Source organism: Arthrobacter sp. B055-34, assembly GCF_059090425.1.
Map to the genome: position 1 here is coordinate 165,157 of NZ_JBNHFQ010000005.1, position 24,509 is coordinate 189,665.

Annotated in this window: 22 protein-coding genes and 1 tRNA gene; 3 read left to right on the forward strand and 20 right to left on the reverse strand. The window is 61.2% G+C overall.

What is annotated here, in order from left to right; all coding sequences use genetic code 11:
* Positions 1–593: 593 nt before the first annotated feature.
* The gene (locus tag AC5RWO_RS11635) at positions 594–2,276 is read left to right on the forward strand and encodes a hypothetical protein (protein WP_498731528.1); all 1,683 of its coding nucleotides are present in this window, start codon (positions 594–596) and stop codon (positions 2,274–2,276) included.
* A 340-nt stretch (positions 2,277–2,616) separates the two neighbouring features.
* On the opposite strand, the gene AC5RWO_RS11640 is transcribed toward AC5RWO_RS11635, so the two are convergent.
* From AC5RWO_RS11640 to AC5RWO_RS11655, 4 genes are read right to left on the reverse strand one after another with little or no spacing between them, the layout of a single operon-like run.
* The gene (locus AC5RWO_RS11640) at positions 2,617–3,417 is read right to left on the reverse strand and encodes a metallophosphoesterase family protein (RefSeq protein ID WP_498731529.1); all 801 of its coding nucleotides are present in this window, start codon (positions 3,415–3,417) and stop codon (positions 2,617–2,619) included.
* Positions 3,418–3,462: 45 nt separating this feature from the next.
* Positions 3,463–3,915 carry a hypothetical protein gene (locus AC5RWO_RS11645; RefSeq protein WP_498731530.1) on the reverse strand — a complete coding sequence of 151 codons (453 nt, stop codon included), beginning with the start codon at positions 3,913–3,915 and terminating at the stop codon, positions 3,463–3,465.
* Positions 3,912–4,232, reverse strand: coding sequence for a hypothetical protein (locus AC5RWO_RS11650; RefSeq protein WP_498731531.1), 321 nt, complete (start codon positions 4,230–4,232; stop codon positions 3,912–3,914). The genes AC5RWO_RS11645 and AC5RWO_RS11650 overlap by 4 nt, the downstream gene beginning before the upstream one ends.
* Before the next feature lie 7 nt (positions 4,233–4,239).
* Positions 4,240–4,854, reverse strand: coding sequence for a hypothetical protein (locus AC5RWO_RS11655; protein ID WP_498731532.1), 615 nt, complete (start codon positions 4,852–4,854; stop codon positions 4,240–4,242).
* 300 nt (positions 4,855–5,154) lie between these two features.
* Here AC5RWO_RS11655 and AC5RWO_RS11660 point away from each other — a divergent pair, with 300 nt between their 5' ends.
* Positions 5,155–5,466, forward strand: a complete 312-nt coding sequence (locus tag AC5RWO_RS11660) for a helix-turn-helix domain-containing protein (RefSeq protein ID WP_498731533.1) — start codon at positions 5,155–5,157, stop codon at positions 5,464–5,466.
* 87 nt (positions 5,467–5,553) lie between these two features.
* Here the strand turns inward: AC5RWO_RS11660 and AC5RWO_RS11665 are convergent, their stop codons facing one another.
* The 8 genes from AC5RWO_RS11665 to nrdH form a co-directional block, all read right to left on the reverse strand.
* Positions 5,554–5,685, reverse strand: coding sequence for a hypothetical protein (locus tag AC5RWO_RS11665; RefSeq protein ID WP_498731534.1), 132 nt, complete (start codon positions 5,683–5,685; stop codon positions 5,554–5,556).
* 448 nt (positions 5,686–6,133) lie between these two features.
* Positions 6,134–7,882 (reverse strand): ThiF family adenylyltransferase, encoded by a 1,749-nt coding sequence (locus AC5RWO_RS11670; RefSeq protein ID WP_498731535.1) that lies wholly within the window; start codon positions 7,880–7,882, stop codon positions 6,134–6,136.
* Positions 7,879–8,874: an SMODS domain-containing nucleotidyltransferase gene (locus AC5RWO_RS11675; RefSeq protein ID WP_498731536.1), complete on the reverse strand. Its 996-nt coding sequence runs from the start codon at positions 8,872–8,874 to the stop codon at positions 7,879–7,881. The genes AC5RWO_RS11670 and AC5RWO_RS11675 overlap by 4 nt, the downstream gene beginning before the upstream one ends.
* Positions 8,861–9,925, reverse strand: coding sequence for a CBASS cGAMP-activated phospholipase (locus tag AC5RWO_RS11680; protein ID WP_498731537.1), 1,065 nt, complete (start codon positions 9,923–9,925; stop codon positions 8,861–8,863). Before AC5RWO_RS11680 ends, AC5RWO_RS11675 begins: the two co-directional genes overlap by 14 nt.
* Positions 9,926–10,506: 581 nt before the next feature.
* The gene (gene nrdF, locus AC5RWO_RS11685) at positions 10,507–11,481 is read right to left on the reverse strand and encodes a class 1b ribonucleoside-diphosphate reductase subunit beta (RefSeq protein ID WP_101632650.1); all 975 of its coding nucleotides are present in this window, start codon (positions 11,479–11,481) and stop codon (positions 10,507–10,509) included.
* A 159-nt stretch (positions 11,482–11,640) separates the two neighbouring features.
* On the reverse strand, positions 11,641–13,761 hold the full coding sequence (gene nrdE, locus AC5RWO_RS11690; RefSeq protein ID WP_498731686.1) for a class 1b ribonucleoside-diphosphate reductase subunit alpha: 2,121 nt from the start codon (positions 13,759–13,761) through the stop codon (positions 11,641–11,643).
* A gap of 17 nt (positions 13,762–13,778) precedes the next feature.
* Positions 13,779–14,264, reverse strand: a complete 486-nt coding sequence (gene nrdI / locus AC5RWO_RS11695; RefSeq protein ID WP_498731538.1) for a class Ib ribonucleoside-diphosphate reductase assembly flavoprotein NrdI — start codon at positions 14,262–14,264, stop codon at positions 13,779–13,781.
* A gap of 28 nt (positions 14,265–14,292) precedes the next feature.
* Positions 14,293–14,538, reverse strand: coding sequence for a glutaredoxin-like protein NrdH (gene nrdH / locus AC5RWO_RS11700; protein ID WP_074702172.1), 246 nt, complete (start codon positions 14,536–14,538; stop codon positions 14,293–14,295).
* A 497-nt stretch (positions 14,539–15,035) separates the two neighbouring features.
* Here nrdH and AC5RWO_RS11705 point away from each other — a divergent pair, with 497 nt between their 5' ends.
* Positions 15,036–15,959 carry a LysR family transcriptional regulator gene (locus AC5RWO_RS11705; RefSeq protein WP_498731539.1) on the forward strand — a complete coding sequence of 308 codons (924 nt, stop codon included), beginning with the start codon at positions 15,036–15,038 and terminating at the stop codon, positions 15,957–15,959.
* A gap of 85 nt (positions 15,960–16,044) precedes the next feature.
* Here the strand turns inward: AC5RWO_RS11705 and metE are convergent, their stop codons facing one another.
* The 8 genes from metE to AC5RWO_RS11745 form a co-directional block, all read right to left on the reverse strand.
* Positions 16,045–18,384 carry a 5-methyltetrahydropteroyltriglutamate--homocysteine S-methyltransferase gene (gene metE, locus AC5RWO_RS11710; RefSeq protein WP_498731540.1) on the reverse strand — a complete coding sequence of 780 codons (2,340 nt, stop codon included), beginning with the start codon at positions 18,382–18,384 and terminating at the stop codon, positions 16,045–16,047.
* A 79-nt stretch (positions 18,385–18,463) separates the two neighbouring features.
* Positions 18,464–19,414, reverse strand: coding sequence for a methylenetetrahydrofolate reductase (locus AC5RWO_RS11715; RefSeq protein WP_498731541.1), 951 nt, complete (start codon positions 19,412–19,414; stop codon positions 18,464–18,466).
* Positions 19,415–19,846: 432 nt separating this feature from the next.
* Positions 19,847–19,919, reverse strand: a tRNA-Ala gene (locus tag AC5RWO_RS11720).
* Positions 19,920–20,259: 340 nt separating this feature from the next.
* Positions 20,260–20,649: a ribosome silencing factor gene (gene rsfS, locus AC5RWO_RS11725; RefSeq protein WP_498639481.1), complete on the reverse strand. Its 390-nt coding sequence runs from the start codon at positions 20,647–20,649 to the stop codon at positions 20,260–20,262.
* 31 nt (positions 20,650–20,680) lie between these two features.
* Entirely contained in the window at positions 20,681–22,093 is a 1,413-nt protein-coding gene (locus AC5RWO_RS11730; RefSeq protein WP_498731542.1) for a hypothetical protein, read from the reverse strand.
* Between the two features lie 35 nt (positions 22,094–22,128).
* Complete coding sequence (gene nadD, locus AC5RWO_RS11735; protein ID WP_498731543.1) at positions 22,129–22,797, reverse strand: nicotinate-nucleotide adenylyltransferase; 669 nt, start codon at positions 22,795–22,797, stop codon at positions 22,129–22,131.
* Between the two features lie 7 nt (positions 22,798–22,804).
* Positions 22,805–23,032 carry a hypothetical protein gene (locus tag AC5RWO_RS11740; RefSeq protein WP_498639486.1) on the reverse strand — a complete coding sequence of 76 codons (228 nt, stop codon included), beginning with the start codon at positions 23,030–23,032 and terminating at the stop codon, positions 22,805–22,807.
* Positions 23,033–23,169: 137 nt separating this feature from the next.
* Positions 23,170–24,489 carry a glutamate-5-semialdehyde dehydrogenase gene (locus AC5RWO_RS11745; protein ID WP_498731544.1) on the reverse strand — a complete coding sequence of 440 codons (1,320 nt, stop codon included), beginning with the start codon at positions 24,487–24,489 and terminating at the stop codon, positions 23,170–23,172.
* Positions 24,490–24,509: the final 20 nt, after the last annotated feature.

A 24,509-nucleotide genomic window follows, 5' to 3' on the forward strand; every position in this document is an offset into this window, starting at 1 on the left:
AGCGCGAACGGGCCGACGACCACAGCTTGGAGGATGGACTCGCGCGCCTGGCGCCTGTCTGCAAACTTCAACTGTGCGCCGCACTTCCACAAAACTGGGCGAGAATCGAGTTGGGACGGGAAGCACGCCCGCCACTATCCTCGCCTTCACTTTAGACACAGAAAAGGACAGCCGAGATGACTAACGCCCCTCTCCCCTCATCCAACGATGAGTCGCCGGCTACTAGCGGGCGGCCGACGGTTGTCCCTCTTCCGTGGGCTTCCAGAATTTCGGGGATGCCGTACATGCCCGGCGGCGGCAAGAACCAGGTCCAGACCTTGGAAACATTGTTGTCCGCGGTCGATTCTCATGATGGGCTCGTCACCGCCACCGTCGACTTGGGTGATGGAGTCCAACGCGCGCTTCGTGACGCCGTGAAGCAGATCGCCCCGGCAGGATTTATCAACCACTTGGATCGGGAGCATCTCGCTGTATCTGAGGAAGCCCAACTTTGGATGTCTTCCCGCCATGCCGGTGACCTGCTCGCGATCCTTCACCGTCACGTGCGATTCGTTGGTGAGCTCCTCCACGTGCTTACAGATGGACCCAAGTCAGTGCGTGAGCTGATGGATGTGGCCGCGGCCGAGTTCCAGTTGCAGTGGACCACCTTGGATCAGGTCCGAAGGCGCGTCACCTGGATGTCAGCCATGGGGTTAGCGGAGTACAAGACGAACACACTCATCGGGTTGACGGATGCCGGGCGCGAAGCCGTAGCCAGCCTCCAGTTAGGGGGCCCTGAGCGGACTCCCCGGGCCGTGACGTCGGCTGTTACCGTCCCTGAGTTGCCTCAAGCGATCGCAGCCCTCCTTGGGGAATTGTCGTCCGAGGTCCTGGCCAGCAGAAACCCTGCGCTCGGCTACATACCCCGGGGAAACGGTGAAACCGACCTAGTCGAGTCGCTGTACCTGCTGGTCAACGCGGCGTCCCCAAGCATCTCAAGAGCCGACCTGCTCACCTTCGCCCAGAAGACCTTCGGGGTATCAGAAAGCTCCTTCAGCGCCGTCATGACGACACTGAACAAGTCCGGTCTCCTCGAACAGACCGGATTCAACATCTACTCCCCGTCCAATCCCGCCTCCGCATGGCTCGAAACCCAGAGCACCCTCGAACTCGTGCTCCTCCTGCACCGCCGGTTCCTGTTCATGCTCGAAATCCTTCCAATGCTGGCAGAATTCGACAAGGCCCCCGACCTTGCCCGGGCGGCATACGAGCACTATGGGATGGCAAGGGTCGATGTTGGAGGAGTAAGAACCCGACTGCAGCTGCTCAAGGCGGCCGGGCTCATCGCGGAGCGCGCCAACTGGAGGTATCAGGCTACGGCACTGGGCGAACGGATCGCCCTCGAAATCCCGCTGCAAACTGTCTTGGATGAGGATGACGACCGACCCACCGACGCGGATGATCTTTCGAGAGAGCCCGGCCCATCCATGGCAAAAAGATTAAGCCTCGAGCTTGAGACTGCTGCCATAGCCGGAGAGACCCCGATCCGTTTGGAAAAGGCTGTTGCCGACGCCTTTTCCTACCTGGGATTCGAGGCACGCCACATAGGAGGAGGAGGCAAGACGGATGTGCTCGCCACGGTCGAGGATCCGCACGGAAAACCGGTGCGCGTAATTCTCGATGCCAAGGCTGCCCGCAGCGGGACGGTCAATGAAGGAGCGGTCTCCTTCGACACCCTCGCGGAGCATAAGGAAAAGCACAACGCTGACTTCGTTGCCTTGGTCGGCCCTGGTTTCGACGGCGGGCGTGTCCGTGCACGAGCCGAGCAGAACGGCGTGGCGCTCATCACCGTAGAGGACCTTAGCCAGGCGCTCCGCCGGCACGAAATTACGCCGAGGTCCGCGGCCACCTTCCTGAACCTCGTTGACCCCCGCTCCTCGGCCCGAAAGGACCTTGAAAGCGGGTGGTCGCAGGCCGAACGCCGGATCATGCTGCTCTCCCAGGTCGTTGCGGTACTCGCGCAGGAAGCCCGCGAAGCAGATGAAGTGACTCACGGTGCCCTATCCGCAGAACAGATCTACCTTATCGTCAGGGACGAGATCGACCCGCGGCCCTCCACAAAGGACATCGAAGAGGTACTGCAGCTGCTCGAACACCCCTTGGTCGCCTCTGTAAGCCGCACAACCGGAGGTCCGAGCCGGTCCATCACCTACCGTCTGACCGACGCACCGGGACTAGTCGCTGCGAAGGTCGAGGCGCTGGGGAGGAGCCTGGCCCGCGTCGATTCAGAAGGCTAATTATCTCTCGATAGCCGGCTGTTCCATGGCCCCGCATGTACAGCCACCGAAGTGGCTTGTTCGCCAGCTCCCGCATCCAAGATGTGGTCTCCAAAGCGAGTTTCCGGTCCAGCGTGACTCGAAGTCGGGCGGCCCGGATCCTGATGTGTTTCTGCTGGCGGGCCTGAAAAGCTCCTTGCAGTTTTTATTTCGACTTACGCCACGCCAGTTGGCGGACGCGCCTATCGCCCCTTTCCGAGCCTGTTGACCTGCAGTCGTAAAAGACAGGCGGCAACGAGTTGTACATATGCCCTCACACGCCAGGAATGCAAGAGCCTCTCCACTCAACGCAAAGGCACCCTCATAGCGGTTGACCCTCTTCACGGCGTGGGCTACCGATTGGTAGCGGCTCCACTCGCAGTGGAAAGCTACCAGGCCAGACGAGGACAGCGTTCCCATCGCGGCTCAGGTTCATGTTCAAGACATCAACCCTAGTTTCCTTCCCGCCGGGATGAAGGATCGTGCCAATGACCCGCTGGTGCCAGTGGCCTGCGAACACGGAGGCGGGTGCGAGAGCGTCAACGGCGCGACGGAGTCGTGTTCTGGTTGCTTGTGACGCTTCTCGAATCTTTGGAGGCAGGTCGAGGTCACTTTTGACTCTTACACCGTATGGGACGTCGTGCATTATGAGGACATCTGCCGGACCGCCTGCGATTAGCCGGTCTACGTCATCATCGGTTACATCCTCTTCGGGCCACCAGTCTTTGCCGGCTGTACGCCATTCCTGGTCAATTGAATATGCACCGCCCAAGCCAGCAATAGTCAATCCCGCGTACTTGAAGCGTGCTCCACGAGGCAGATACCTGATGTGAGGGCGGAGGGGTGCGAGCCCGTCATCGTCGAGTGGCAGCAAACGCAGTTCATGATGGTTGTCGTGGTTGCCATCCACGAAAACAAATTTCATGTCCCGCAGCTCCAGACGCTGCTGAAGCCTGCGGTCGAATTTTCCCTTGTCCCGGCCTGGCCACAAGACAGCTAAATCGCCTACGTGCAGAATAAGTTCAGCTCCAGCAGCTGCGGCGGCGTCGACCACGGCGCGCATCCAAGGAACGTCACCATGCCAATCACCGGCGACAGCGATAGGCGTCGCAGTTTCAGACATCCACAGGCCTCACGTCTTCGCACCCTAGAGCGCACAGCACAACATTCATGGCCGATCCGGTTTCTCCTGAGCCAGTTCGATTACCCATTGCGGGGTCTCGCGACCCAGATGCTTATCGAGCTCGCAGCGCAGTTTTGCTGCCTCAATCTTTACCCTCCGCTCGGCTGCGGCTTGCTGAGCGGGAGTCCGCCGGCGTCGATGCCGAGAATCGTGTTCAGATCGGTCCGAACGGTCAGAACCCGTTGACCGGTGGACAGTCAGGATGAATTCGTCATGATCTGGTTGTGGGAGCTCGGAGCCGGACAGCACCGCGATCAGGTCACTGTCCTCAAATACGTAGCCGTCGTCAACGCCGAGTCTGTGCTGCAGATTAGCGACGTACTGGAAGAATCGCTGGTCGGATCCACTTCGTTTCCAGTCCGCTGCGATGAGCCCGAGGAGCAGGTCAATACGGTCGCGCGGCCGTGCTGGTAATCCAGCAAAGGGATTTTCTGTCATGTGTATTCCCTTCTGATTTCCAGCCGATCACGGACTTCACGCTCAAACTGCTCTGGGGCATAAGGGGCAACCTGCCACGCCTCATTCCATCTGCTCTTGACCGGCAAGTGGGGCCGGTACATATGCCAGGACTCGCCATCAACTTTCAGCGCAACAAGAAAGGGCTCCGGTAAGAGGCCGTGGTGATGCTCGTAGCCGGCAGCCAAGGCGTCAACAATGTCATTCAGTCTGCGCGTACGAGCAAACAGACCCGGGAGGTCGGGCACGTCCGCAATCCACCAGTCGCCGGATTTCTTTACCCATGCCGTGAGTTCCATCGGGCCTCTACTTCTCCTCGATTCGGGAAATGGATACTACGGGTGTCGTGCCGCGGAAGGTTGGAATTCCGTCTTCTCGCACGTCGACGAGTAGAGCACCAGGTTGGCCGAGTTGGAGTCGATATATTGTTAGCAGCCTCAAAGCTTCCCCATCTCTCCTCAAACCAGCGGTGGGAATTCGAATGAAATCTTTGTATGGGTCTTCATGGCTAGGCAAGCGAACCATGGTCCGATTGCCATGAGTGAGGTCGAAGACATAGAGCGTTCCAGAGGCAGTGCCTACCCGCCAGCGGCCCTCCTCTCGGTCAGTCAGTTGATCCGTTAGTTCAACCATGGTCAGCAGGGCTTGGCGGTGCACCACATCACCCGCCCCATCCAGGTCTTCGACGCTGTCCACACGGATCCTGGAACCCGGAAGGATTCGCTCCACTGTGGACCGCAACAGCTGCCGCGGTCCTTCACCGACTATCCTTGCCGAGTTCTCCTGCACGAGCAGATGCACATCGATGAACTCCTCAACTCGCCCAGCAGACGAGCTTGGAACGACCCAAACCCTGTCGACACCCATTGACCTTGCCGCGCGGAGAACAGCTCTCAGGTGCTCCCAGCCCTCCTCAATCATCGTTCAGCTCCCACAATCGACGCGACTACTCAATAGGGTCATGTCGGGACAAAGGAATGTTCAGCCCCAGGTACCGCACGGCGGATCTGCCCGGTTCTGCCCAGCGGAGATCCATATCAAGATCAACATTTTCTGGCACACATTGAAGGAAGTATTTGAGGTCTCGGACAGTCACCGAGTGGGCGAGGTCGACAGAGACGTGAATGGTCAAGATAAACTCCGGAACGAGTGAGCTATGAGCTTCACTACATGTACTACTAGTTGGGCAGACAAACAAGTCTAATTCTAATGGCATGAAGTGTGCCTATCCGACCAGAGCAAACCCCTAAGCCGCAGCAGTACCGATGGGCTCGAATAAGGGCGCAAGTAGGAGGGCGCATCAGGGAGCTTCGACTGGCCAATGGCCTGACACAAGAAGCTTTCGCCCTCGAAGTCGGAATGAGCCGCAATATGCTTATCCATCTTGAATGGGGGAAGAGAAGCATCGCTTACGAACGCCTTTGGGATATTGCCGAGGTTCTGGATGTCAGCGTCGAGGAGTTGTTAAAACCTCCGGCACACACTCCAAAGAGGGAGCCCTATCGAGGAGGCAGTGGACCCAGGCGAGGGTAATGCCATGCCTGGATGTAGCCTTGAATCTGGAGCCGTCCCTAGGCGATCCTGCTTTCAAAATTCACGTTTTATCGGACATCGCCGGAACTATGTGGGCATGGTGTCGACCGGGTATTCGCTGTCTTCGGGCTTGTCGAGTTTCCAGACGGCCCAGTGCAGCCCCTCGTCGATCAGATAGCGGCGGGTATTCGCTTCGTGATAGTCATGCTGGTCCGGCATTCCGCTATTGGCCGTCTTGGCACGGCCACTTGCCGGCGCAGCTCCTCGAACTCGGCCTCCAGGTCCTGCTGCTGTGACTGGGCTTTCGGTCGCGTTCGGCAATTCCTCGGATACCTTGGCCACCTCGTCGGCGGTCTTCGACTTCTCTGGGCGGGTACCCCGCCTTCGGGGCTGGGCTCAGTGAGGCAACATCGAACTCCAGCCCCGATGTCGGCAGGTTTTCCTTGTGACGGGTATAGCAGTGGGCCAGCCAGACAACTACGTGGAAAACCTCGCGCAACACCACCTCTGAACCCTGGACGCTGACCGGCGCGCCGGGACCTGCAGAAGGACCAAAAGACTCGATGCCTGCGACAGTTCCTCGCCGAAACGTTGGCGATCCTCTCGATGGTCACGCCCATGGGGTTGCAGCGCCATTCTATGACGTCGTTCTCCGGAGCCGAGCCTGTCAGTCCGCTGGACTGAAGTGGTGGGGAGGACCACCATCAGCGTGAGGCACTGCCATCAGATGGGTACCTGAGACTGGGGCTGTCATTTGCATTCCCAAAAAGGTAACGAGGCCCGCCGAAACGGCTGCGAGATCAGCCGACGATCCATGAAACGTCGGGGCCGAACAGCCTCGAGTTGGGATCAGTTCGTGACCAGGCAACGGATCGCGCCATAGTGCGTGGTAGAGCTCTAGCTGCGGGTCGGCCAGTATTGCTTCGCCCCGCTGCCTGTCGATAGCAGCCGGGCCGCGAGCATCCCCCGGCGCAGATAAGGTCAGTATTCCTCGAGTGCCCGAACGTGAATCCGTGGCCACTTGAGCAAGTACGGCGCGCCGATCTGCTATCCCTGCGAGCCCATCAAGAAGCTGACCTACGGCGATACTCACGGTGGCGTCAATAATTACGTCCGCAGCGGCGAGTACCCTCATGAGATCGTCAGGGAGATGTCCCGGTGCGACCTCAACATGCAGGTCATCCCCAAGGGCGCGAAGGCGCTTGGCCAAGGCCTCGGCTTTCGGATGCCCAATATCCGCTTCAGTGTAATTCTGCCGGACTAGCAGCCCCCCTGTGATGGTACTGGGATCGCACACGGTGATGTGCGCTGCGCCGGCCCGCGCTATGAACTCAGCAACCCATGAGCCGATACCACCGCAGCCCCACAGATGGACGTTTTTGCCCCGGAAGCTACTGACCGGACGATCAGTGTCTCTACGGGTAGTAACAGCAGGGCGCTCATCGGACACTTTGCACCATTCGATAGGAATCTCGGGAGGAATTGCATCGGGTGGAATAGTCGCGGCAACGCCATGCTGACGCGCAACTTGCCGTAGCGCATTTGCAGTTGACGGCAACAGCCTGCCGCCGAGGAGGTGTGGAGGGCCGCCGGCAGGATGTGGAACCGCAAGCATAAAGTACTGCGGTTCGTCGTGGCCAGCGCGAGACGCACAGGCTACAAGTCCTGTGAACAGCGTTGACGACTGACCAACCGAAATGGATGGACGCCCCCTTTGCTTATCCAAGTGTGGGTCATCAAGGTACTCCAGAAGGGTCCTCAACGTCCGCCCCACTCCGAACGGAAGATCGCTGGCCAGGGTAAGGACAGGTAAGCGCGGGTTGGCGGCGATGCCTCGTTTGAACCCTAGGTCAAAACGGCGATCTGATCGACGCGTCAAATAACCCAACTGGAAGCTCTCAGACGGTGCGGACTCCCTGACGACTATGGTTGGGGTTTTGGGGGTCTGATGCAGGACACCACCCACAGCGTGATACATCGCGCTGGAAGCATCGAATTTCCCGCCCACCGCGTCTGCCAGCCATGTCCAGAGACGGTTGAGGAAAGCTTGAATGCCCCCGGCAGGGTCCCACTCGCGGGCAGGATCAAGATATAGGCACAGTCGCTGACCCTGCAGGACGTGAGGGTAGCCGGCAAACCTCAAATGATCGACCTCAACCTGTGGTGGTTGGAGAATCGAGGGTGGGATGCGGACAAACATTTCCTCGTGGTCGCGGAGCGGGAGGCCTTCGGGCTGGCGGTTAAGCTCTGCGGAATTCAGCCGCAGGGTGATGCTCACAGCACCGTCTTCACATGGCTTGGGACCGGACACGACATGCAGGATATCCGGCTGCTCGGCCGCGGCCATGCGCAGTCCGGTGACCGCATCCTTCTGCCATTCCGACAGTGGGCGGCGCACCGACCGCCGCTTGGTCATCCGGCCCGGCCCGTTCGGCCAGTGGTCGTGGTGGAGATCGCGGCGCTGATCCCGAACTTGGGGCTGGTCACTCCAGAGCTCGGCGCCTTGAATCCTGGCCCAAAGATGCCCTGCCAAAGGCTTACGCTCGTATTCTTGTCCGTCTCGCGGTAGGCAGCCTCCATTTCTGCTGCATGTGCATGGATTCGGTCACGGAAGTAGGAGTAGGTGTTTTGGTCCCATCTGTGATCAAAGGTTGCTCCGGAACCGGAAGGATCGGCAATCGAGGGCTTGTACGGCCTTGCCTGCAGCCATGCGTCGAGGTCCTTGACGATGTGCAGGAGCGCTGTGGGCACGCTGCTGTAGTAGCCAGGATTCAGGAGCTTGTTGATCGGGGATACCTGTTCACCGACCAAGGTAGTCAAGATAATAGAGCGGGTCCCGGTGAAAGAGTTCTTATGATCGCGGAGGTATTTGAGTAGCCGAATGACCTTGCGGAAGTTGCCGTTGGCAATTTCGTCCTTATTCCGCATCCAGTCCGTGAATCCCTCCGGATTAGTGTCCTCCCACTGATCCAAGTCGCGGTTTACGATAACTTCCCGGCCGCCGGCAAGCTGGAGATAGGGGACGATGTCGACGTGCATCGAACTTGCGTAAGCGAGCTGAACGCACCGGCATTTCCTCGAGTGCGGCATCTCCTTATAGACGCTGTTGCGGTGAAGCGCGGCATAGACCTTGTCAATATAGGTCTTGGGACTGGCCGACCAGTCCGGATTCTCGTCCATGAGTAGCATGATGTCTGCGTCGAACTCTTTGGTGCCTAGCGGCTTAATGATGGTTCGGTGTGCCCACGAGCCTTGGCGGATCTTGCCGCGGACCAGTGAACCAACTTCTTCATCGGCTTTCAGAGCCCTGTAGATTGAGTCGACTCGGCTATCGAGCAGATCCAAGCTGGGCTGGGGCAGGTTCACAGTGTCCCTGAGAAATGCATCGAAGTAGTCAAGGTGTTGCATGATTCTCCTCAGTGCTAGGTAAAGCGGTGGAGGTCGGGTGTTTCGCAAGCGAGACGTAGGGAGCGGCGTAATGCCCTGCGAACCTTTCAGTGAAATCGGGGCTCAAATCTCGGCTTGCAGACGCCGCGAGGCCGGCTAGGTCGCGTGGATCAGCGTTATCCAGTGCGTATAGGCCACCAGGGACAAGAACATCAAATCGACTGTAGTGGTCCCTTCCGACCAGGTGTTCAGCGATGCCCTGGCCGCCTCGGCTGCTGGCGTTCAGGACGAGGGGTACCGCGCGTCTGGCCCAGCCGGCTATTCCGCCATCGTCAAGCCGCTTTGAATGGTTGGTGAGTTCGTCCATTGTTCCGATGTTTAGAACGCGGATCGCTGACAGCGGGACATCGAGCATGCTGACTGCCTCAGTAATAGCCACAACGGATGGGTTGTTTGCCCAGATGCCGCCGTCCACCAGTCGGTGCCCATCCACACGCGCGGCGGGAAAATAGGTAGGCGCGGCTGAGGTAGCCATTGCCACGTCGACCATGGGAATCTTCCAATCCCTGACGAGGCGGGGATGGTGCGGCGTTTTGAAAATGTGAACGCCGCCCTTTTGCACGTCCCAAGACGGAATGATCAAGCGCTTCTGGCTATCGCCCAGGAGCCGATTGCCCAAGACATCGGTAAGGGCTCGTCGAAGTGCAGCTCCGTCGTATGCCGGGCGGGCTAGTCTTGCAGGCAGGCGCCACCAGCGGCGACGTGAGGCCGGAAAGACAGTTTCGACCAGACCGGTGTAATGTTCCACTATCTCGGACGGCCGCATGCCGGCCGCAAGTGCCAGTGCGACGATCCCGCCGGCCGATGTTCCAGCGATCAGGTCAAAGGTGTCAGTAACGCGGACATCGAGATCTTCCTCTAATCGGGCTAAAACATGTGCGGTAAAAAGGGCCTTGGCGCCGCCGCCGTCGAGTGCCAGGATTTGGAAGCGGTCCGATAGAGTCGTTGCAGGTTGAGGAGATCCGGTTTCGTACTTATTCATCATCACTTTCCTCGGAATAACAGCTTTCATCCGGCGGCCCTTGGACGTTACAGGCGGCAGCTCGACCGTCTACGCCAACTCGATTTCTACTGTGCATTCGAGCCAGATGACCGTATCCTTGCCTACCGCAAGATCGTTCGAGTCTGCTCATTCGGGATCCAGCCTTATGCGTTGAGTGCCCGTCTGGCGATCCACGCGTAAAGACGAGGAGGATCGCCAGACGGGCTCAAACGATTCAGCCAGCGGCGTCGACCGGCAGCCGACCGCTGGTGGATTTCCGTTGCCTGTAGGCATACATCGACTAGCCGGAATCCACGCCTAAGTTGACTGGCTACCATGATCCGGCAGGCTCAATCCCTGCTTCGGACTTCCGCAGAAACTGTCGGTGTAGTTGGAAGACTTCAATTGCCCTGGTCATTTTCTTCCAACTGGGCCTGCATCTCACATCCATCGCCAACGACACCGGTCTTCGTCGACTGTTCGTCCAGCCGCCCACCAACTTCGGCTCTCACAGTTCTTAGTACCCACCTATCTGAGCAATGCTCAGATAGGTGGGTCATTTTGCTCAGATACCGTGAAATTGCTCAGATAGGTCGGGATCTCACAGCCCCTTAGAAGTCCCAGTCCTCGTCTTCGGTGTTGACGGCCTTGCCGATGACGTAGGAAGATCCGGAGCCGGAGAAGAAGTCGTGGTTCTCGTCCGCGTTCGGGGACAGTGCCGACAGGATGGCAGGGTTCACGTCCGTCAGGGACGACGGGAACATGGCCTCGTAGCCTAGGTTCATCAGCGCCTTGTTGGCGTTGTAGTGGAGGAACTTCTTCACGTCCTCTGCCAGCCCCACGCCGTCGTACAGATCGTGGGTGTACTGCACTTCGTTTTCGTACAGTTCGTAGAGCAGATCGAAGGTGTAGTCCTTCAGTTCCTGCCGCTTGGCCTCGTCAACCTTCTCCAGTCCCTTTTGGAACTTGTAGCCGATGTAGTAGCCGTGCACAGCCTCGTCGCGGATGATCAGGCGGATCAGGTCGGCGGTGTTGGTCAGCTTGGCCCGTGACGACCAGTACATCGGCAGGTAGAAGCCGGAGTAGAACAGGAAGGACTCGAGCAGAGTGCTGGCGACCTTACGCTTGAGCGGGTCATCGCCGGTGTAGTAGTCCACGATGATCTGCGCCTTCTTCTGCAGATTCTCGTTCTCGTTGGACCAGCGGAAGGCCTCGTCGATCTCCTTCGTGGAGCACAGCGTGGAGAAGATCGAGGAGTAGCTCTTGGCGTGTACCGACTCCATGAAAGCGATGTTGGTGTACACCGCCTCTTCATGCTGCGTGATGGCATCCGGAATCAGGCTGACGGCGCCGACGGTGCCCTGCACCGTGTCCAGCAGGGTCAGGCCGGTGAAGACCCGCATGGTCATTTCCTGCTCGGCCGGGGTCAGCGTGGCCCAGGACTGCACGTCGTTGGACAGCGGCACCTTCTCCGGCAGCCAGAAGTTGTTGACCAGACGGTTCCAGACCTCCACGTCCTTCTCGTCCTGGATGCGGTTCCAGTTGATGGCCTCAACGTGGTGGAGCAGCTTGACCTTCTCCGTCATTTCTAACCCTCGGATTCCTTTTGTGTTTACTTCAAGTCTAGTTCGCGCGGTGTGGCGGTTAAGCGCCGAAGCCGCGCCCTTTTGGGAAAGGGCGCCGCTCGGTGGGCGTACGACGGCGGGCGCGCACCCGCCGTCGTACTTTTCAGTTGCTTTGGGCTACTACAGCATGCAGCTGACGCAGCCCTCCACCTCCGTGCCTTCCAGCGCGAGCTGGCGCAGGCGGATGTAGTAGATGGTCTTGATGCCCTTGCGCCAGGCGTAGATCTGGGACTTGTTGATGTCCCTGGTGGTGGCGGTGTCCTTGAAGAACAGCGTCAGGGACAGGCCCTGGTCCACGTGCTGCGTTGCAACGGCGTAGGTGTCGATGATCTTCTCGTAGCCGATTTCGTAGGCGTCCTGGTAGTAGTCCAGGTTGTCGTTGGTCAGGTAAGGAGCCGGGTAGTAGACGCGGCCGATCTTGCCTTCCTTGCGGATCTCGATCTTCGACGCCACCGGATGGATCGAGGACGTGGAGTTGTTGATGTAGGAGATCGAGCCTGTCGGCGGGACAGCCTGCAGGTTCTGGTTGTAGATCCCGTGCTCCATGACCGAGGCCTTCAGCTCCCGCCAGTCCTCCTGGGTGGGAATGTGGATGCCGTCGAAGAGCGCCTTGACCTTCTCGGTCTGGGGCTCCCAGACCTGGTCCGTGTACTTGTCGAAGAACTCGCCGCTGGCGTACTTGGACTTCTCAAATCCGCCGAAGGTCCGGCCGGTCTCGATGGCGATCCGGTTGGACGCACGGATGGCGTGGTAGACCACGGAGTAGAAGTAGATGTTGGTGAAGTCCAGGCCTTCTTCAGAACCGTAGTAGACCCGTTCCCGGGCCAGGTAGCCGTGCAGGTTCATCTGGCCCAGTCCGATGGCGTGCGACTGGTCATTGCCCTTGGCGATCGACGGCACGGAGCCGATGTTGGACATGTCCGACACCGCGGTCAGGGTCCGGATGGCCGTCTCGATCGTCCGGCCGAAGTCCGGCGAGTCCATGGTCTTGGCGATGTTCAGCGAGCCCAGGTTGCAGGAAATGTCCTTGCCGGTCTCATCGTAGGACAGGTCGTCATGGTACGTGGTCGGCTGCGAAACCTGCAGGATCTCCGAGCAGAGGTTGGACATGATGATCTTGCCGTCGATCGGGTTGGCCCGGTTCACCGTGTCCTCGAACATGATGTACGGGTAACCGGACTCGAACTGGATCTCCGCCAGGGTCTGGAAGAAGTCGCGCGCCTTGATCTTGGTCTTCTTGATCCGGCTGTCATCCACCATCTCGTAGTACTTCTCGGTCACCGAGATGTCCGAGAAGGGCATGCCGTAGACCTTCTCCACGTCATACGGGGAGAAGAGGTACATGTCCTCGCCCTTCTTGGCGAGTTCGAAGGTGATGTCAGGAATGACGACGCCGAGCGAGAGGGTCTTGATCCGGATCTTCTCGTCCGCGTTTTCACGCTTGGTATCCAGGAACCGGTAGATATCCGGGTGGTGCGCGTGCAGGTAGACGGCACCGGCGCCCTGGCGCGCGCCGAGCTGGTTGGCGTAGGAGAAGCTGTCTTCGAGCAGCTTCATCACGGGGATGACGCCGGAGGACTGGTTCTCGATCTGCTTGATCGGTGCGCCGACCTCGCGGATGTTGGTCAGGGCAAAGGCGACGCCGCCGCCGCGCTTGGACAGCTGCAGGGCGGAGTTGATGGAGCGGCCGATGGACTCCATGTTGTCTTCGATGCGCAGCAGGAAGCAGGAGACCAGTTCACCGCGCTGCTTCTTGCCTGCGTTGAGGAAGGTCGGCGTGGCCGGCTGGAAACGGCCCTCGATGATTTCGTCCATCATCTGGGTGGCCAGCTGCTCGTCGCCGCGGGCGAGGTGGAGAGCCACCATGCAGACGCGGTCTTCGTAGCGCTCCAGGAAACGCTTGCCGTCGAAAGTCTTCAGCGTGTAGGAAGTGTAGAACTTGAAGGCACCCAGGAAAGTTTCGAAGCGGAACTTCTTCTTGTACGCGCGGTCCCACAGGCCGCGCATGAAGTTCATGGTGTACTGGTCAAGCGTTTCACGCTCGTAGTAATCGTTCTTGACCAGGTAGTCCAGTTTCTCCTCAAGGTCGTGGAAGAAGACGGTGTTGTTGTTGACATGCTGGAGGAAGTACTGGTGTGCCGCCTCCCGGTCCGCCTCGAACTGGATCTTGCCGTCGGGACCGTACAGATTCAACATGGCGTTGAGCTCGTGGTAACCCAGGCCCTTGTACGCCGCGGGCAGCTCCGGCTTCGAATCCGCTACTGCTGGGTCTTCAACTGTCGTTTCCAAAAGTCTTCCAATCCTTGTTTCACACGCTCGACGTCGTCAGGCGTGCCCATGAGCTCAAATCTATAAAGGTGCGGTACGTCGCATTTGGCCGCGATCTTGTCCGCGGCCAGGCAGTAGGTAGTACCGAAGTTCGTGTTTCCGGCGCCGATCACGCCCCTGAGCAGCGACCTGTTCCCCTCGTTGCGGAGGAACTTGAGCACTTGCTTGGGAATCGAATTGCGGCCTGATTCCCCACCGTAGGTGGGAACGATCAGAACATATGGTTTCCGGGCATAAATCGTTTCTTCCTGGGTGCGCAGCGGGATTCTTGCCGCTTCCACACCCAGCTTCGTGACAAATCGGTGCGTATTTTCCGATGCCGAAGAAAAGTAGACCAGTGACGCACTGGTCGATGAACCGGGGCCTGCTCCGGAGCCATGCGTCGTGGCTCCTTCGGCCATCAGCGTAGCTGCCATGGAGATTGCCTCCCGACTTTGTTGGAAATCAGGCCACCGAGGTAGCCGCAGACTGGGCGAGCTCGGCGATCTTGTCCGGGCGGAACCCGGACCAGTGGTCCTGCTCGGTGACGACTACAGGAGCCTGCATGTAGCCGAGCGAACGGACGCGCTCCAGTGCAGCCGGATCCTGGGAGAGATCAACGCTCTGGTAGGCGATGCCCTTCTTGTCCAGAGCTCGGTAGGTTGCGTTGCACTGCACGCATGCTGGCTTCGTGTAAACCGTTACAGTCATGGTCCCTCTCCCCTAAAACTTGGTGACTATTAGTCGCTGTCTGTCGGGATTCAAGTTGGTAGTTCAGGTGTTCCTGAGTCTGTCCCTGCCAGCGGTTTCAATCTACTACATCCACTACATCTAGTGCACGCTTCTGGGGCGAACCCCTAGATGATGTATTACAAGTATGTCATTTGTGCGTCCGTCAGTCCACAGGCATTGGGGATAATTCCTGCTCCCGGCCCTTGATTTGGCGCAGTTTTCACTCCCCCGTCCACAAGCTGTGGACAACGATCCCCACAGGAACAAATAGTTCGTGTCGCCGATTCTTCGGGCGTGTCGAATAGCGTCGGCCGTCACCATGGCCAGTGGCCGGTTGCACAGATGTGCTGGATGGATGCTGCTCGCGCTGTAATTGTTGCTCCCGCCGACACCGGCTCTGCCAGGTTCAGCTCTCCTGCCCCCGCCGGTGCATAAGATGCCATTAATACAACATTCGCCGAGCGTGAGGAATTCCGATGGTCAACCCGGTCCATTTGCGCACGCTGCTGGAGGTGACCCGGCGTGGTTCATTCGCTGCCGCGGCCGTGCAGCTCGGCTATACGGCCTCCGCCGTATCGCAGCAGATGTCCGCTTTGGAGCGGGAGGCCGGTGTGACCCTCTTTGAGCGTTCCGCCCGCAGCGTCCGCCCGACCGAGACCGCATTCGTCATGGCCCGCCATGCCGCGAAGGTCCTGACCGACATCGACGCGCTGCTGGCGGCAACCTCGCGCACCCATGACACCACCGCCCAGGAAGTCCGGCTGGGGATTTTTCCAAGTCTGGCTACGTATGCGTTGCCAAGACTGCTCCGCCTGCCGCAGTGGCCCAATCTGGGCATCAATCTGAAAGTTTTCGTGGCGGAACCGGCCCAGACCATCCAGGGCCTACGGACCGGCGGCGAACTCGATCTGGCGCTGGTGTATCAAGTGGGCCAGGGTGGACTGGCCTGGCCGCATTCGATCAACAGGCAATGGCTTGGCGACGATAATTTCCGCGTGGTCCTGCCCGAATCGTGGGGGCTGCAGGCCGGCTCCCAGGTCTCCGCGTCGCAGCTGGCGGAAATGCCCTGGATCATGCATCACCCCGGCACCTCCGATGCCACGGTGATCGAACGGCTCTTCGCCAGCTGCAACCTCCACCCGCGGGTGGTCGCCTATTGCGACGATTTCAACGCCAGCCTGGAAATGGCAGCCGCCGGATTCGGCGCGGCCCTGGTGCCCGAACTGGCCATGCAGCACATGGACAACGGTGTGGTGGTACTGGATGTGCCGGAAATCCGGCTTGCCCGGAACATTTTTGCCCTGCTCATCAATGAAAAGCAGAATGCCCAGGTCGGCCTGTTCATGGAACAGCTCTCCGACATTCTCCGCGGCCTGAGCATCAGCCCGCGGCGCCGCTGATCCCGCTCGGGCCGCCGGTGTAAACGCGATGTCCCGGCCGGCAGCAGCCGGCCGGGACATCGCGTTTTGGGTGTGTTGAAAAGTTCTATCCGGCCAGGCTATCCACCAGTGAGGCGCGCACCGTCCGGGCGGCCTCCACGAGGCTCTCCAGGGAGGCCTTGGTCTCCGGGTAGGCACGGGTCTTCAGACCGCAGTCCGGGTTGACCCACAGCTGCCGCACCGGCACATGTGCGACGGCGGCACGCAGCAGCTCCTGAAGCTCGTCTGCCGATGGAATTCGCGGCGAGTGGATGTCGTAGATACCCGGTCCCACTCCCCTGGCAAAGCCGTGCTGCTCCAGATCCTGAACTACTTCCATCCGGGAGCGGGCCGCCTCGATGCTTGTCACGTCCGCATCCAAGGCATCGATGGCGTCGATGATCTCGCCGAATTCGGAATAGCACAGATGCGTATGGATCTGCGTAGCGGCGGCAACGCCGGAGGTAGCGAGTTTGAAGGAGCCGACAGACCAGCGCAGGTAGTCCGCGTGTTCGCGCCGGCGCAGCGGCAGGAGCTCCCGCAACGCCGGCTCATCGACCTGGATGATTTTGGTGCCGGCTTCCTGCAGGTCCGAAATTTCATCCCGCAATGCCAGCGCCACCTGGTTGGCGGTCTCCTCCAGCGGCTGGTCGTCCCGGACAAAGGACCAAGCCAGAATGGTCACCGGTCCGGTCAGCATTCCCTTCACCGGCTTCTCCGTCAGCGACTGTGCGTACCGCGTCCACGGAACCGTGATGGGTGCCGGCCGGCTGACGTCACCCCAAAGAATGGAGGGGCGGGTGCAGCGGCTGCCGTAGGACTGGACCCAGCCGTGCACCGTGACGTCGAAGCCGTCCAGATTCTCGGCAAAATACTGCACCATGTCGTTGCGCTCCGGCTCTCCGTGGACCAGCACGTCGAGACCCAGTTCTTCCTGCAGTTCGACAACGCGCTTGATCTCGTCCTTCATGAGCTGCTCGTAGGCACCGGCCGCCAGTTCCCCCTTGAGCGCGCGGGCACGGGCCAGCCGGATGTCGCGGGTCTGCGGGAAAGATCCAATGGTGGTCGTAGGCAGTGCGGGCAGCCGGAGCGCGTCCTGCTGCGCGATCCGCCGGCTCTCGAACTCATCCCGGGTGAAGTCGGCCGGGACCAGTCCCCCGGTCCGGGCGCGCACTGCGCTTTGCTGGACGCCCGGAGACTGCTGGCGGGTTTCCAAGATGGCTGCAGCGGCGGCCACCTCTGCGGCAATCGCTTCCGGCTTGCCTACCGCGCGAGCCAGCGTGCGGACTTCGTCCACCTTCTGGTCCGCGAAGGCGAGCCAGCTGCGCAGGACCGGGTCCAGCTGCTGCTCCTGCTCCGCATCGTGCGGCACATGGAAGAGCGAGGTCGACGTCGCGACGGCGAGCCGGTCGACAGACTCCTCCAGACGTCCCAGCTTGGCTGCTGCGGCGGCCAGATCTGCCTTCCAGATGTTCTGGCCGTCCACCAGGCCTGCGACCAGCACGGTGCTGCCTAAAGTCTCCAGCTCCGCCGCGGCGGGGACGGCGCCGTTGACCAGGTCTAGGTGTAGGGCATCGACACCGGAAGCCGCCAGCACGGGCAGCTGCCCGCCCAGCGAGCCATAGGACGAGGTCACCAGCAGCCGCGGCCGCTGCGGGGCCTGAAGTTCCTTGGCCAGTGCGGTGTAGGCCAGCCGGACCGCATCCTCCAGCTCCCCTTCGGACAAGTCGTGGTCGGCCACCAGGGCCGGCTCCTCGAGCTGGACCCACTCGACCCCGGCCGCCGCCAGGGCGCGAAGCACCTCGGCGTAGACCGGCAGCACGTCGGCCAGGCGCGACAGCGGCTCAAAGCCCGCGCCGGCGTCGTCCGCCGCTTTGCTCAGCAGCAGGAAGCTGACCGGCCCCACGAGCACCGGCCTGGTGGTGAAACCTGCCTGACGTGCCGCCGTGAAGTTCTCCACGATCCATTCATTGGCGAGGCGGAATGCCGTCTCCGGTCCGAGTTCGGGGACCAGGTAGTGGTAGTTGGTGTCGAACCACTTGGTCATCTCCAGCGGAGCGCGGTCGGCGTCGCCGCGGGCGAGTGTGAAGTAGGCGTCGAGTCCCAGGTTCCCCTCGCCGTCGAACAGGTCGGCGAAGCGTGACGGCACCGCGCCCAGCGTCACGGCGGTGTCCAGGACCTGGTCATAGTAAGAGAACGACGCCGGGACCGCCGATGCCTGGGCGTCCAGACCGAGTTCGGTCAGGTGCGCGTAGCTGCGGTGGCGCAGGTCCTGGCAGGTTTGCTCCAGCTCGGCTGCAGTGCTGGCGCCGGACCAGAAGTTCTCCAGAGCCTTCTTCAGCTCCCGGCGGGGTCCGATTCTGGGGTAGCCAAGGATGGTGGCAGCGGGAAAAGTATTGTCAGTCATGGGATAAGTCCTTAATTCTGATGTAGCGCAGAAGATGGGTTGCGGCGGTGGCGCTTTGGGCGCCGTCGTGCGTGAGGTTTTATACCCGGGCCAGCACCTTGTGGCGGACCGGGGCAGTCGGTCGGGACAGCTGCAGTTTCTCCAGCAGCTGGAGGGCGGACACATGCTCGTTGAAGGTATAGACATGCAATCCGGGAGCCCCGGCGTCCAAAGCGGCGTTGGCGAGATCGACGGTGGCCTGGATCCCGATGCGCTGACGCGTCGAGTCATCACGGGCGCTGGCCAGCCGGTCGCGGACGGTAAGATCCACGTCGATGCCGGCCAGCTGCGCAAGCCTGTCGAGCCGACGCACACTGGTCAGCGGCATGATGCCGGGAATGATTGGGATGCGGACCCCAGCCTGCCGGGCACGACGCAACAGCGACGAATAATCGTTGGCGTCGAAGAAGATCTGCGTAATTGCGAAGTCCGCGCCCGAGGACTGCTTGGCCAGCAGCACTTCGACGTCGTGCTCGAAGCTGGGCGATTCGGGATGGCGGCTGGAGTAGGCAGCCACACCGATGGCCACTTTCCCGGCCGCCAGGTGGGCGGTCCGTTGGCGTTCAATCCGCCGGATGAGTTCAACGAGTTGTTGCGCGTACCGCAGTTCTCCCGAGGGACGTCCCGAACTGCCGGCAGGGGCATCCCCGCGCAGCGCCAAGATACCCCTCACTCCCCTGCCGAGGATCGCCTCGATGGTGTGCGCCAGCTCCACGCCGCTGCTCCCGACACAGGTCAGGTGGGCCAGCGGCCGCAGCCGGGTCTCGTTCTGCAGTCGTTCAAGCAGCTCCAGGGCGGTCCCCCGGTTGGAGCCTCCGGCACCGTAGGTGACCGAAACGTAGTCAGGGGCAGTGCTTTCGAGTTCGCGGATGGTTCGCCAGAGGGCTTCGTTTGCCTGCGCATTCCTGGGCGGAAAGAGCTCGTAGGACAGGGCGGGATGGTTGGTGATTTCCGCCTCGAGGTGCGGAACCGTGGGGGTTGGCGGTGACATTTGTATCCTTACGGTGAGGTCACACGCGGTTGCGGAGAATCCAGGGCGGAAGAACCGCCGGAGGCAACCCAGCACACGTGCTAGTTCGGAAAGGAGCTCAGGAGCCGGCCTGCGTTGCATGCGGCCGCACGCAACGGGGACTCCTGTGCCAAATGTCAGACCCACACCCGGGGCACCCACACCCTCATCGAGAGGGTCGCTGACCTGTTACGGAAGTAACTTGTCCAGAACTCTACGCACGGGCAGCAGAGCCGACAAGCAAACGGCCGATGTTGACGGCACGTTTCCGTTCTTGACGGCGCCCGCGGCATATGTGACGGGCAGAGCGTCATCCCAAAGAAATGTGACGTGCATACAAGGGGCCGGTAAGCCCGATGGTGATTGCCGGGAAAAAGAAAAGAGCCGCTCAATCTGAGCGGCCCTTTTCATCGGTGGAGCTGAGGGGACTCGAACCCCTGACCCCCTGCATGCCATGCAGGTGCGCTACCAGCTGCGCCACAGCCCCGTTTCCGGTTTCTACCGTGTTGCCCTGACCGGTTTGTTTCCTCCCCGTGCCGCAGCAACTTGAATATTCTATGCAGAGGATCCATCAGATTCCAAATCGAGGCCGCCTCGGCGCCGACTCCCGCATAAACCGCGCCATTCCGCGGCTTTCGGCTCTCAGCTACGAGGTTATCGACGCCGACAAGGTCTGGGTTTGATCTAAATCACATCGCTGTTATTCGCCGGGCCACAGTCACGGCGGCATTTCCCACTGTACGGGCGTGCAAATGCAAAATCCCCGGACTACCGATAACGGTATCCGGGGATTCAGCTCAAAGCCTGAAGCTTCGAGCGTTACTCAATCACTCGCCGTCGGACGCTGTTGCCGGCGCTTCGTCGAGCTGCAGGTCGATCGGCGGGCAGTCCTTCCACAGTCGCTCCAGGGCGTAGAATACCCTGTCTTCCTCGTGCTGGACGTGGATGACAACTGTGGCATAGTCGAGCAGCACCCAGCGCCCTTCGGACCGGCCTTCGCGGCGGACCGGTTTCAAATCATGCTTGTGCAACTCTTCTTCGATGCCGTCAACGATCGCGTTGACCTGGCGCTCGTTGGAGGCCGAAGCAATCACAAAAACGTCAGTGATGGCCAGACGCTCGCTGACGTCGAGGGCGATGATGTCCTGGCCGATTTTGTCGGAGGCAGCCTTGGCAGCCATCCGCGCAATGGAAATCGAATTTTCTGAGGCTGCCATAGGGCTCCTTTTTGGTTAGGTACTAGTGGAACTAATTGCTGAGACCGACGATCATCATAATCAGTCCGGTGATAAAGGCTGCTCCGCCGAGCACCAGAGCCGCGATGACAGCAATCCTGGCGCTGTTGGCCTGGCCAGCGGTCCGTGCGTCCAGTGGGTCCAGGCCATGAGCGCTCCTGGCACTGAGCGGTTCCACTTTCCTGCCGCGCCCATCGGCGACGGCTTCGGCCTGGGCCAGCAGCCTGGACCTGGCTGGCGCTGCCGGTGCGGCCGGCCTCGTGCCCGGTTCCGCTGGTCGAGAGCCGGACGTTGACGGTTTTTGTCCCGGTGTCGCTGGCAAGGACTTGGACTTGGCAGAACTGTTCGGGACAGGGCCGCTGTTGCCCACGGGCTTTCCTGCCGGGGATGGCTTGTCCGCCGGCGCGGGTCTTTCTGCGGGTTCGGGCTTCCGCTGGGGTCCATCCGCCCGCTTCGGGGCCAGCGGCTGGGCCGGTGCAACTGGCCGCATCGGAACGCCTGTCCGAGAGTCCGCGGCCCGCTCCGGCGCATTGCTCACCAGCGGAACGTTGGACGTCGGGGACGGACGCAGAACATGTTTATCGCTGCCAGGCAGACGCACGAATTCCATCGGAGCCGAGGCGATATCACCCGGCCCGGCGGTCTGCCGCCGCTGCTGGTTCTCCTGGCTCAACCGCTGTTTGTCCGCGGCCCGGCGGTTCAGCACCGCCGCACGCTCGGCCAGGGCCTTCTGCTGGGCAAGGATATCCAGATCCACGGTCCTGGGATCCTGGTCCTTGCGCGCCTCCATCATGGAGGCGAGGTTCTTGGCCTGGCCCATCAGCAGTTCCCTGGCCACCAGAGCCTGCTCCACCGTCAATTTTCCGGCGTCGACGGCTTCAGCGGCAGCGTCCGGCAGCGCCGCTTCATCAGTTGTCTGGGGCTCCGCTGCACCGGCGGCTGCGCCAGTGCTCCGGCGGCGGCGCTCCCGGCGTCCGCCCTCGATGGGGGGGCGGTTGGGCCGGTACTGCGCATCGGCCTGCGGTGCTTGAACGGGACGGTCCTTTGCCGGCGCCTCCCCCGCTGCTGCCGAGGCAGGCTTGGCGGGCCGGTTCGTGGGGGCGGCTACCGGCGGGCGGGACGACCCCTCGGTCTGCACGCCCTGTTCCCGTTCCAGTTGCTGCCGCCTCAGTTGGCGCCGGGTAGGTTGCGCCTGCGCGGCAGGAACAACGGGAATCGCCTCAGTCAGGGCACGGTAAGCACGGTGTGCTTCACGATCCCGGGCGCGGGCTTGGGAAGACCGCTCGGTGCCTTCGGACGGGCCCAACGGCGGGGTCGTACTGCCCGCAGTTCCCGCCGGCGTACCACCGCCGTCCGGAGTCCCGCCGGGCCCACGCTGCAGCCGGGCTTCTCTCCGGCTGCGCGGCGTCTGCGATTCCTTACTCATTGATAACTTTTCACCCAGAATGTGGAGGTATACGGCTAGTTTGTTGCAGGGAACCGATCAGCCGGTTCCAGTGCCCGGTAGAGACCGTATTTGGCAATGTACTGTACTACGCCGTCCGGAACGAGGTACCAGACGGGTTGGTCTTCGGCCACCCGGTCCCGACAGTCGGTCGACGAGATGGCCATGGCCGGGACTTCGAGCAGGCTGACGTCCTTGCGGCCCAGATCATGCAGCTCGTGGCCAGGACGCGTGACTCCGACGAAGTGCGCCAGCGACCACAATTCGTCGATGTCTTTCCACGACATGATCTGGGCCAGCGCGTCCGCACCGGTGATGAAGTACAGCTCGGCTTCCGGACGGGCGGCCCGCAAATCACGCAGCGTATCGATCGTGTACGTCAATCCGGGACGGTCGATGTCCACCCTGCTTACCGTAAATCGCGGGTTCGAAGCGGTGGCAATCACTGTCATCAGATACCGATGCTCCGCGGGTGAAACAGACCGGGACGATTTCTGCCAAGGATGACCCGTGGGGACAAAGACTACTTCGTCCAGATCGAAAACCGCCGCCACCTCGCTGGCCGCGACCAAGTGTCCGTGGTGGATCGGATCGAACGTGCCGCCCATGACCCCGAGCCGGAATTTGCGGCCAGAGGCTCTGGTGCCAGGCAGCGTGGCCGCTATTCCAGTTGAGGGGGAAGCCATAGGCACTTTAGCGCTGGGCTTGGCCGTGATCGTGCTTGTTCGGGTGCTGGCGGTGCGGGTCCGCATGCTCCTCGACGGCGGAGTGGCGGTGGCCGACACTGGTAAAGGCGACGGTGGAGAACATCATGATCAGGAAGACCACGAAGATTCCGCCGCCGATGACGAGCGGCGACACCGGAAGTTCAACGTGGGCCTCGCTGGCCACCAGCGCGGCGCCGAATACCTGAGTCAGCATATTTTCTCCCTTGGGAATGGATGGACCGCCTGGGCAGGCGGAAGTTCAGTTCTGTCTAATGGTACGCGTTCGCGCGGCGGAACACCCACCGGCGCGCGTCGGAGCGGCAGGTTCGGGCTGGTGGCCGCGGGGTGTGCTTAGTCCCGGATCTGGCCTTCGCCCTGCACGATCCACTTCGTGGTGGTCAGTTCCCGCAGGCCCATGGGGCCACGGGCATGCATCTTCTGCGTGGAGATGCCGACCTCGGCGCCCAGGCCCAGCTCGCCGCCGTCGGTAAACCGGGTGGAGGCGTTGACGATCACCGCAGCGGAATCAATCTCTGCTACGAAACGGTCGGCGTTACCAAGATCATTGGTAATGATGGCCTCGGTGTGCCCGGTGGTCCACCTGCGGATGTGATCGAGCGCATCGTCCATCGAGTCCACCATGGCGACGGCGAGGTCCATATCCATGTATTCACGGCCCCAGTCTTCATCCGTTGCCCGCTCGACCCGGATTCCGTCCGGCACGATCGCGGCTATGCGGTCATCCACGTGGAGCCGGACTCCGGCCCCCGCGAGCGAGCGGAGCACGTCCACCCCCGCGCCAGCGCCCGAATGCAGGAGCAAAGTTTCTACGGTATTGCACACCGACGGACGCTGCGTCTTGGCGTTAAGCAGGATCTCCACCGCCATTTCGGTGTCCGCGGATTCATCCACGTAGATGTGCACGTTGCCTTCACCGGTTTCGATCACGGGCACCTTGGCCGTATTGAGCACGGTCTGGATCAGCTCGCGGCCGCCGCGCGGAATGAGCACATCCACCTTGCCGCGGGCCTCCATCAGGGCTTTCGCACCCTCGCGGCCGTACTCGTCAACACTCAGCACCGCATCCGCCGGCAGGCCTACCCTGTCCAGCGAATCCCGGATGATGCCCAGCAAAGCAACGTTCGTCTCGGCTGCCGCGCTACCGCCCCGCAGGATGACGGCGTTGCCACTCTTCAGCGCCAGGCCGGCGATGTCCACGGTGACGTTGGGACGGGCTTCGTAGATGGCGGCAACCACGCCCATGGGTACATGGACCTGCCGCAGCCGCAGGCCATTGGGCAGCGTCTGTCCGCGCATCACGGTACCGACGGGATCCGGCAGGCCGGCCAGGCTGTGCAGTGCCGACGCGAGCGAGTCGATCCGGGCAGGATCCAGCTTCAGGCGGTCCAGCATCGCTTTGCTCGTGCCGTTATTCCGGCCTTTCTCGACGTCCAGCCGGTTCGCATGCAGCACAATGTCGCGCTTGGCCACCAGCTGCTCGGCGATCTCTACCAGCGCCCGGTCCTTCCACGCCCGGTTGGCACGGGCCATCCGCCGCGAAGCCGCGCGCGAGCGTTCGGCAATACTATGGACGGCGGCAGTGACATTCGGCTGCTCTGCAGCGGACTGCTCGGTAACGGCCGGGATCTGGGAGTCAGCTGTCTGGGTCATAGTCCGATTTTAGCCGTTAT

Bases quoted from the DNA above. Each gene is read 5' to 3' on its own strand.
- AC5RWO_RS11715 (WP_498731541.1), bottom strand. From the start codon at position 19,414: ATGTCACCGCCAACCCCCACGGTTCCGCACCTCGAGGCGGAAATCACC.
- AC5RWO_RS11640 (WP_498731529.1), bottom strand. From the start codon at position 3,417: ATGTCTGAAACTGCGACGCCTATCGCTGTCGCCGGTGATTGGCATGGT.
- AC5RWO_RS11645 (WP_498731530.1), bottom strand. From the start codon at position 3,915: ATGACAGAAAATCCCTTTGCTGGATTACCAGCACGGCCGCGCGACCGT.
- AC5RWO_RS11670 (WP_498731535.1), bottom strand. From the start codon at position 7,882: ATGACCAAGCGGCGGTCGGTGCGCCGCCCACTGTCGGAATGGCAGAAG.
- AC5RWO_RS11665 (WP_498731534.1), bottom strand. From the start codon at position 5,685: ATGCCGGACCAGCATGACTATCACGAAGCGAATACCCGCCGCTATCTG.
- AC5RWO_RS11680 (WP_498731537.1), bottom strand. From the start codon at position 9,925: ATGAAAGCTGTTATTCCGAGGAAAGTGATGATGAATAAGTACGAAACC.
- nrdH (WP_074702172.1), bottom strand. From the start codon at position 14,538: ATGACTGTAACGGTTTACACGAAGCCAGCATGCGTGCAGTGCAACGCA.
- AC5RWO_RS11655 (WP_498731532.1), bottom strand. From the start codon at position 4,854: ATGATTGAGGAGGGCTGGGAGCACCTGAGAGCTGTTCTCCGCGCGGCA.
- nrdF (WP_101632650.1), bottom strand. From the start codon at position 11,481: ATGACGGAGAAGGTCAAGCTGCTCCACCACGTTGAGGCCATCAACTGG.
- AC5RWO_RS11740 (WP_498639486.1), bottom strand. From the start codon at position 23,032: ATGCTGACTCAGGTATTCGGCGCCGCGCTGGTGGCCAGCGAGGCCCAC.
- AC5RWO_RS11730 (WP_498731542.1), bottom strand. From the start codon at position 22,093: ATGAGTAAGGAATCGCAGACGCCGCGCAGCCGGAGAGAAGCCCGGCTG.
- rsfS (WP_498639481.1), bottom strand. From the start codon at position 20,649: ATGGCAGCCTCAGAAAATTCGATTTCCATTGCGCGGATGGCTGCCAAG.
- metE (WP_498731540.1), bottom strand. From the start codon at position 18,384: ATGACTGACAATACTTTTCCCGCTGCCACCATCCTTGGCTACCCCAGA.
- AC5RWO_RS11650 (WP_498731531.1), bottom strand. From the start codon at position 4,232: ATGGAACTCACGGCATGGGTAAAGAAATCCGGCGACTGGTGGATTGCG.
- AC5RWO_RS11745 (WP_498731544.1), bottom strand. From the start codon at position 24,489: ATGACCCAGACAGCTGACTCCCAGATCCCGGCCGTTACCGAGCAGTCC.
- nadD (WP_498731543.1), bottom strand. From the start codon at position 22,797: ATGGCTTCCCCCTCAACTGGAATAGCGGCCACGCTGCCTGGCACCAGA.
- nrdI (WP_498731538.1), bottom strand. From the start codon at position 14,264: ATGGCAGCTACGCTGATGGCCGAAGGAGCCACGACGCATGGCTCCGGA.
- AC5RWO_RS11705 (WP_498731539.1), top strand. From the start codon at position 15,036: ATGGTCAACCCGGTCCATTTGCGCACGCTGCTGGAGGTGACCCGGCGT.
- AC5RWO_RS11675 (WP_498731536.1), bottom strand. From the start codon at position 8,874: ATGCAACACCTTGACTACTTCGATGCATTTCTCAGGGACACTGTGAAC.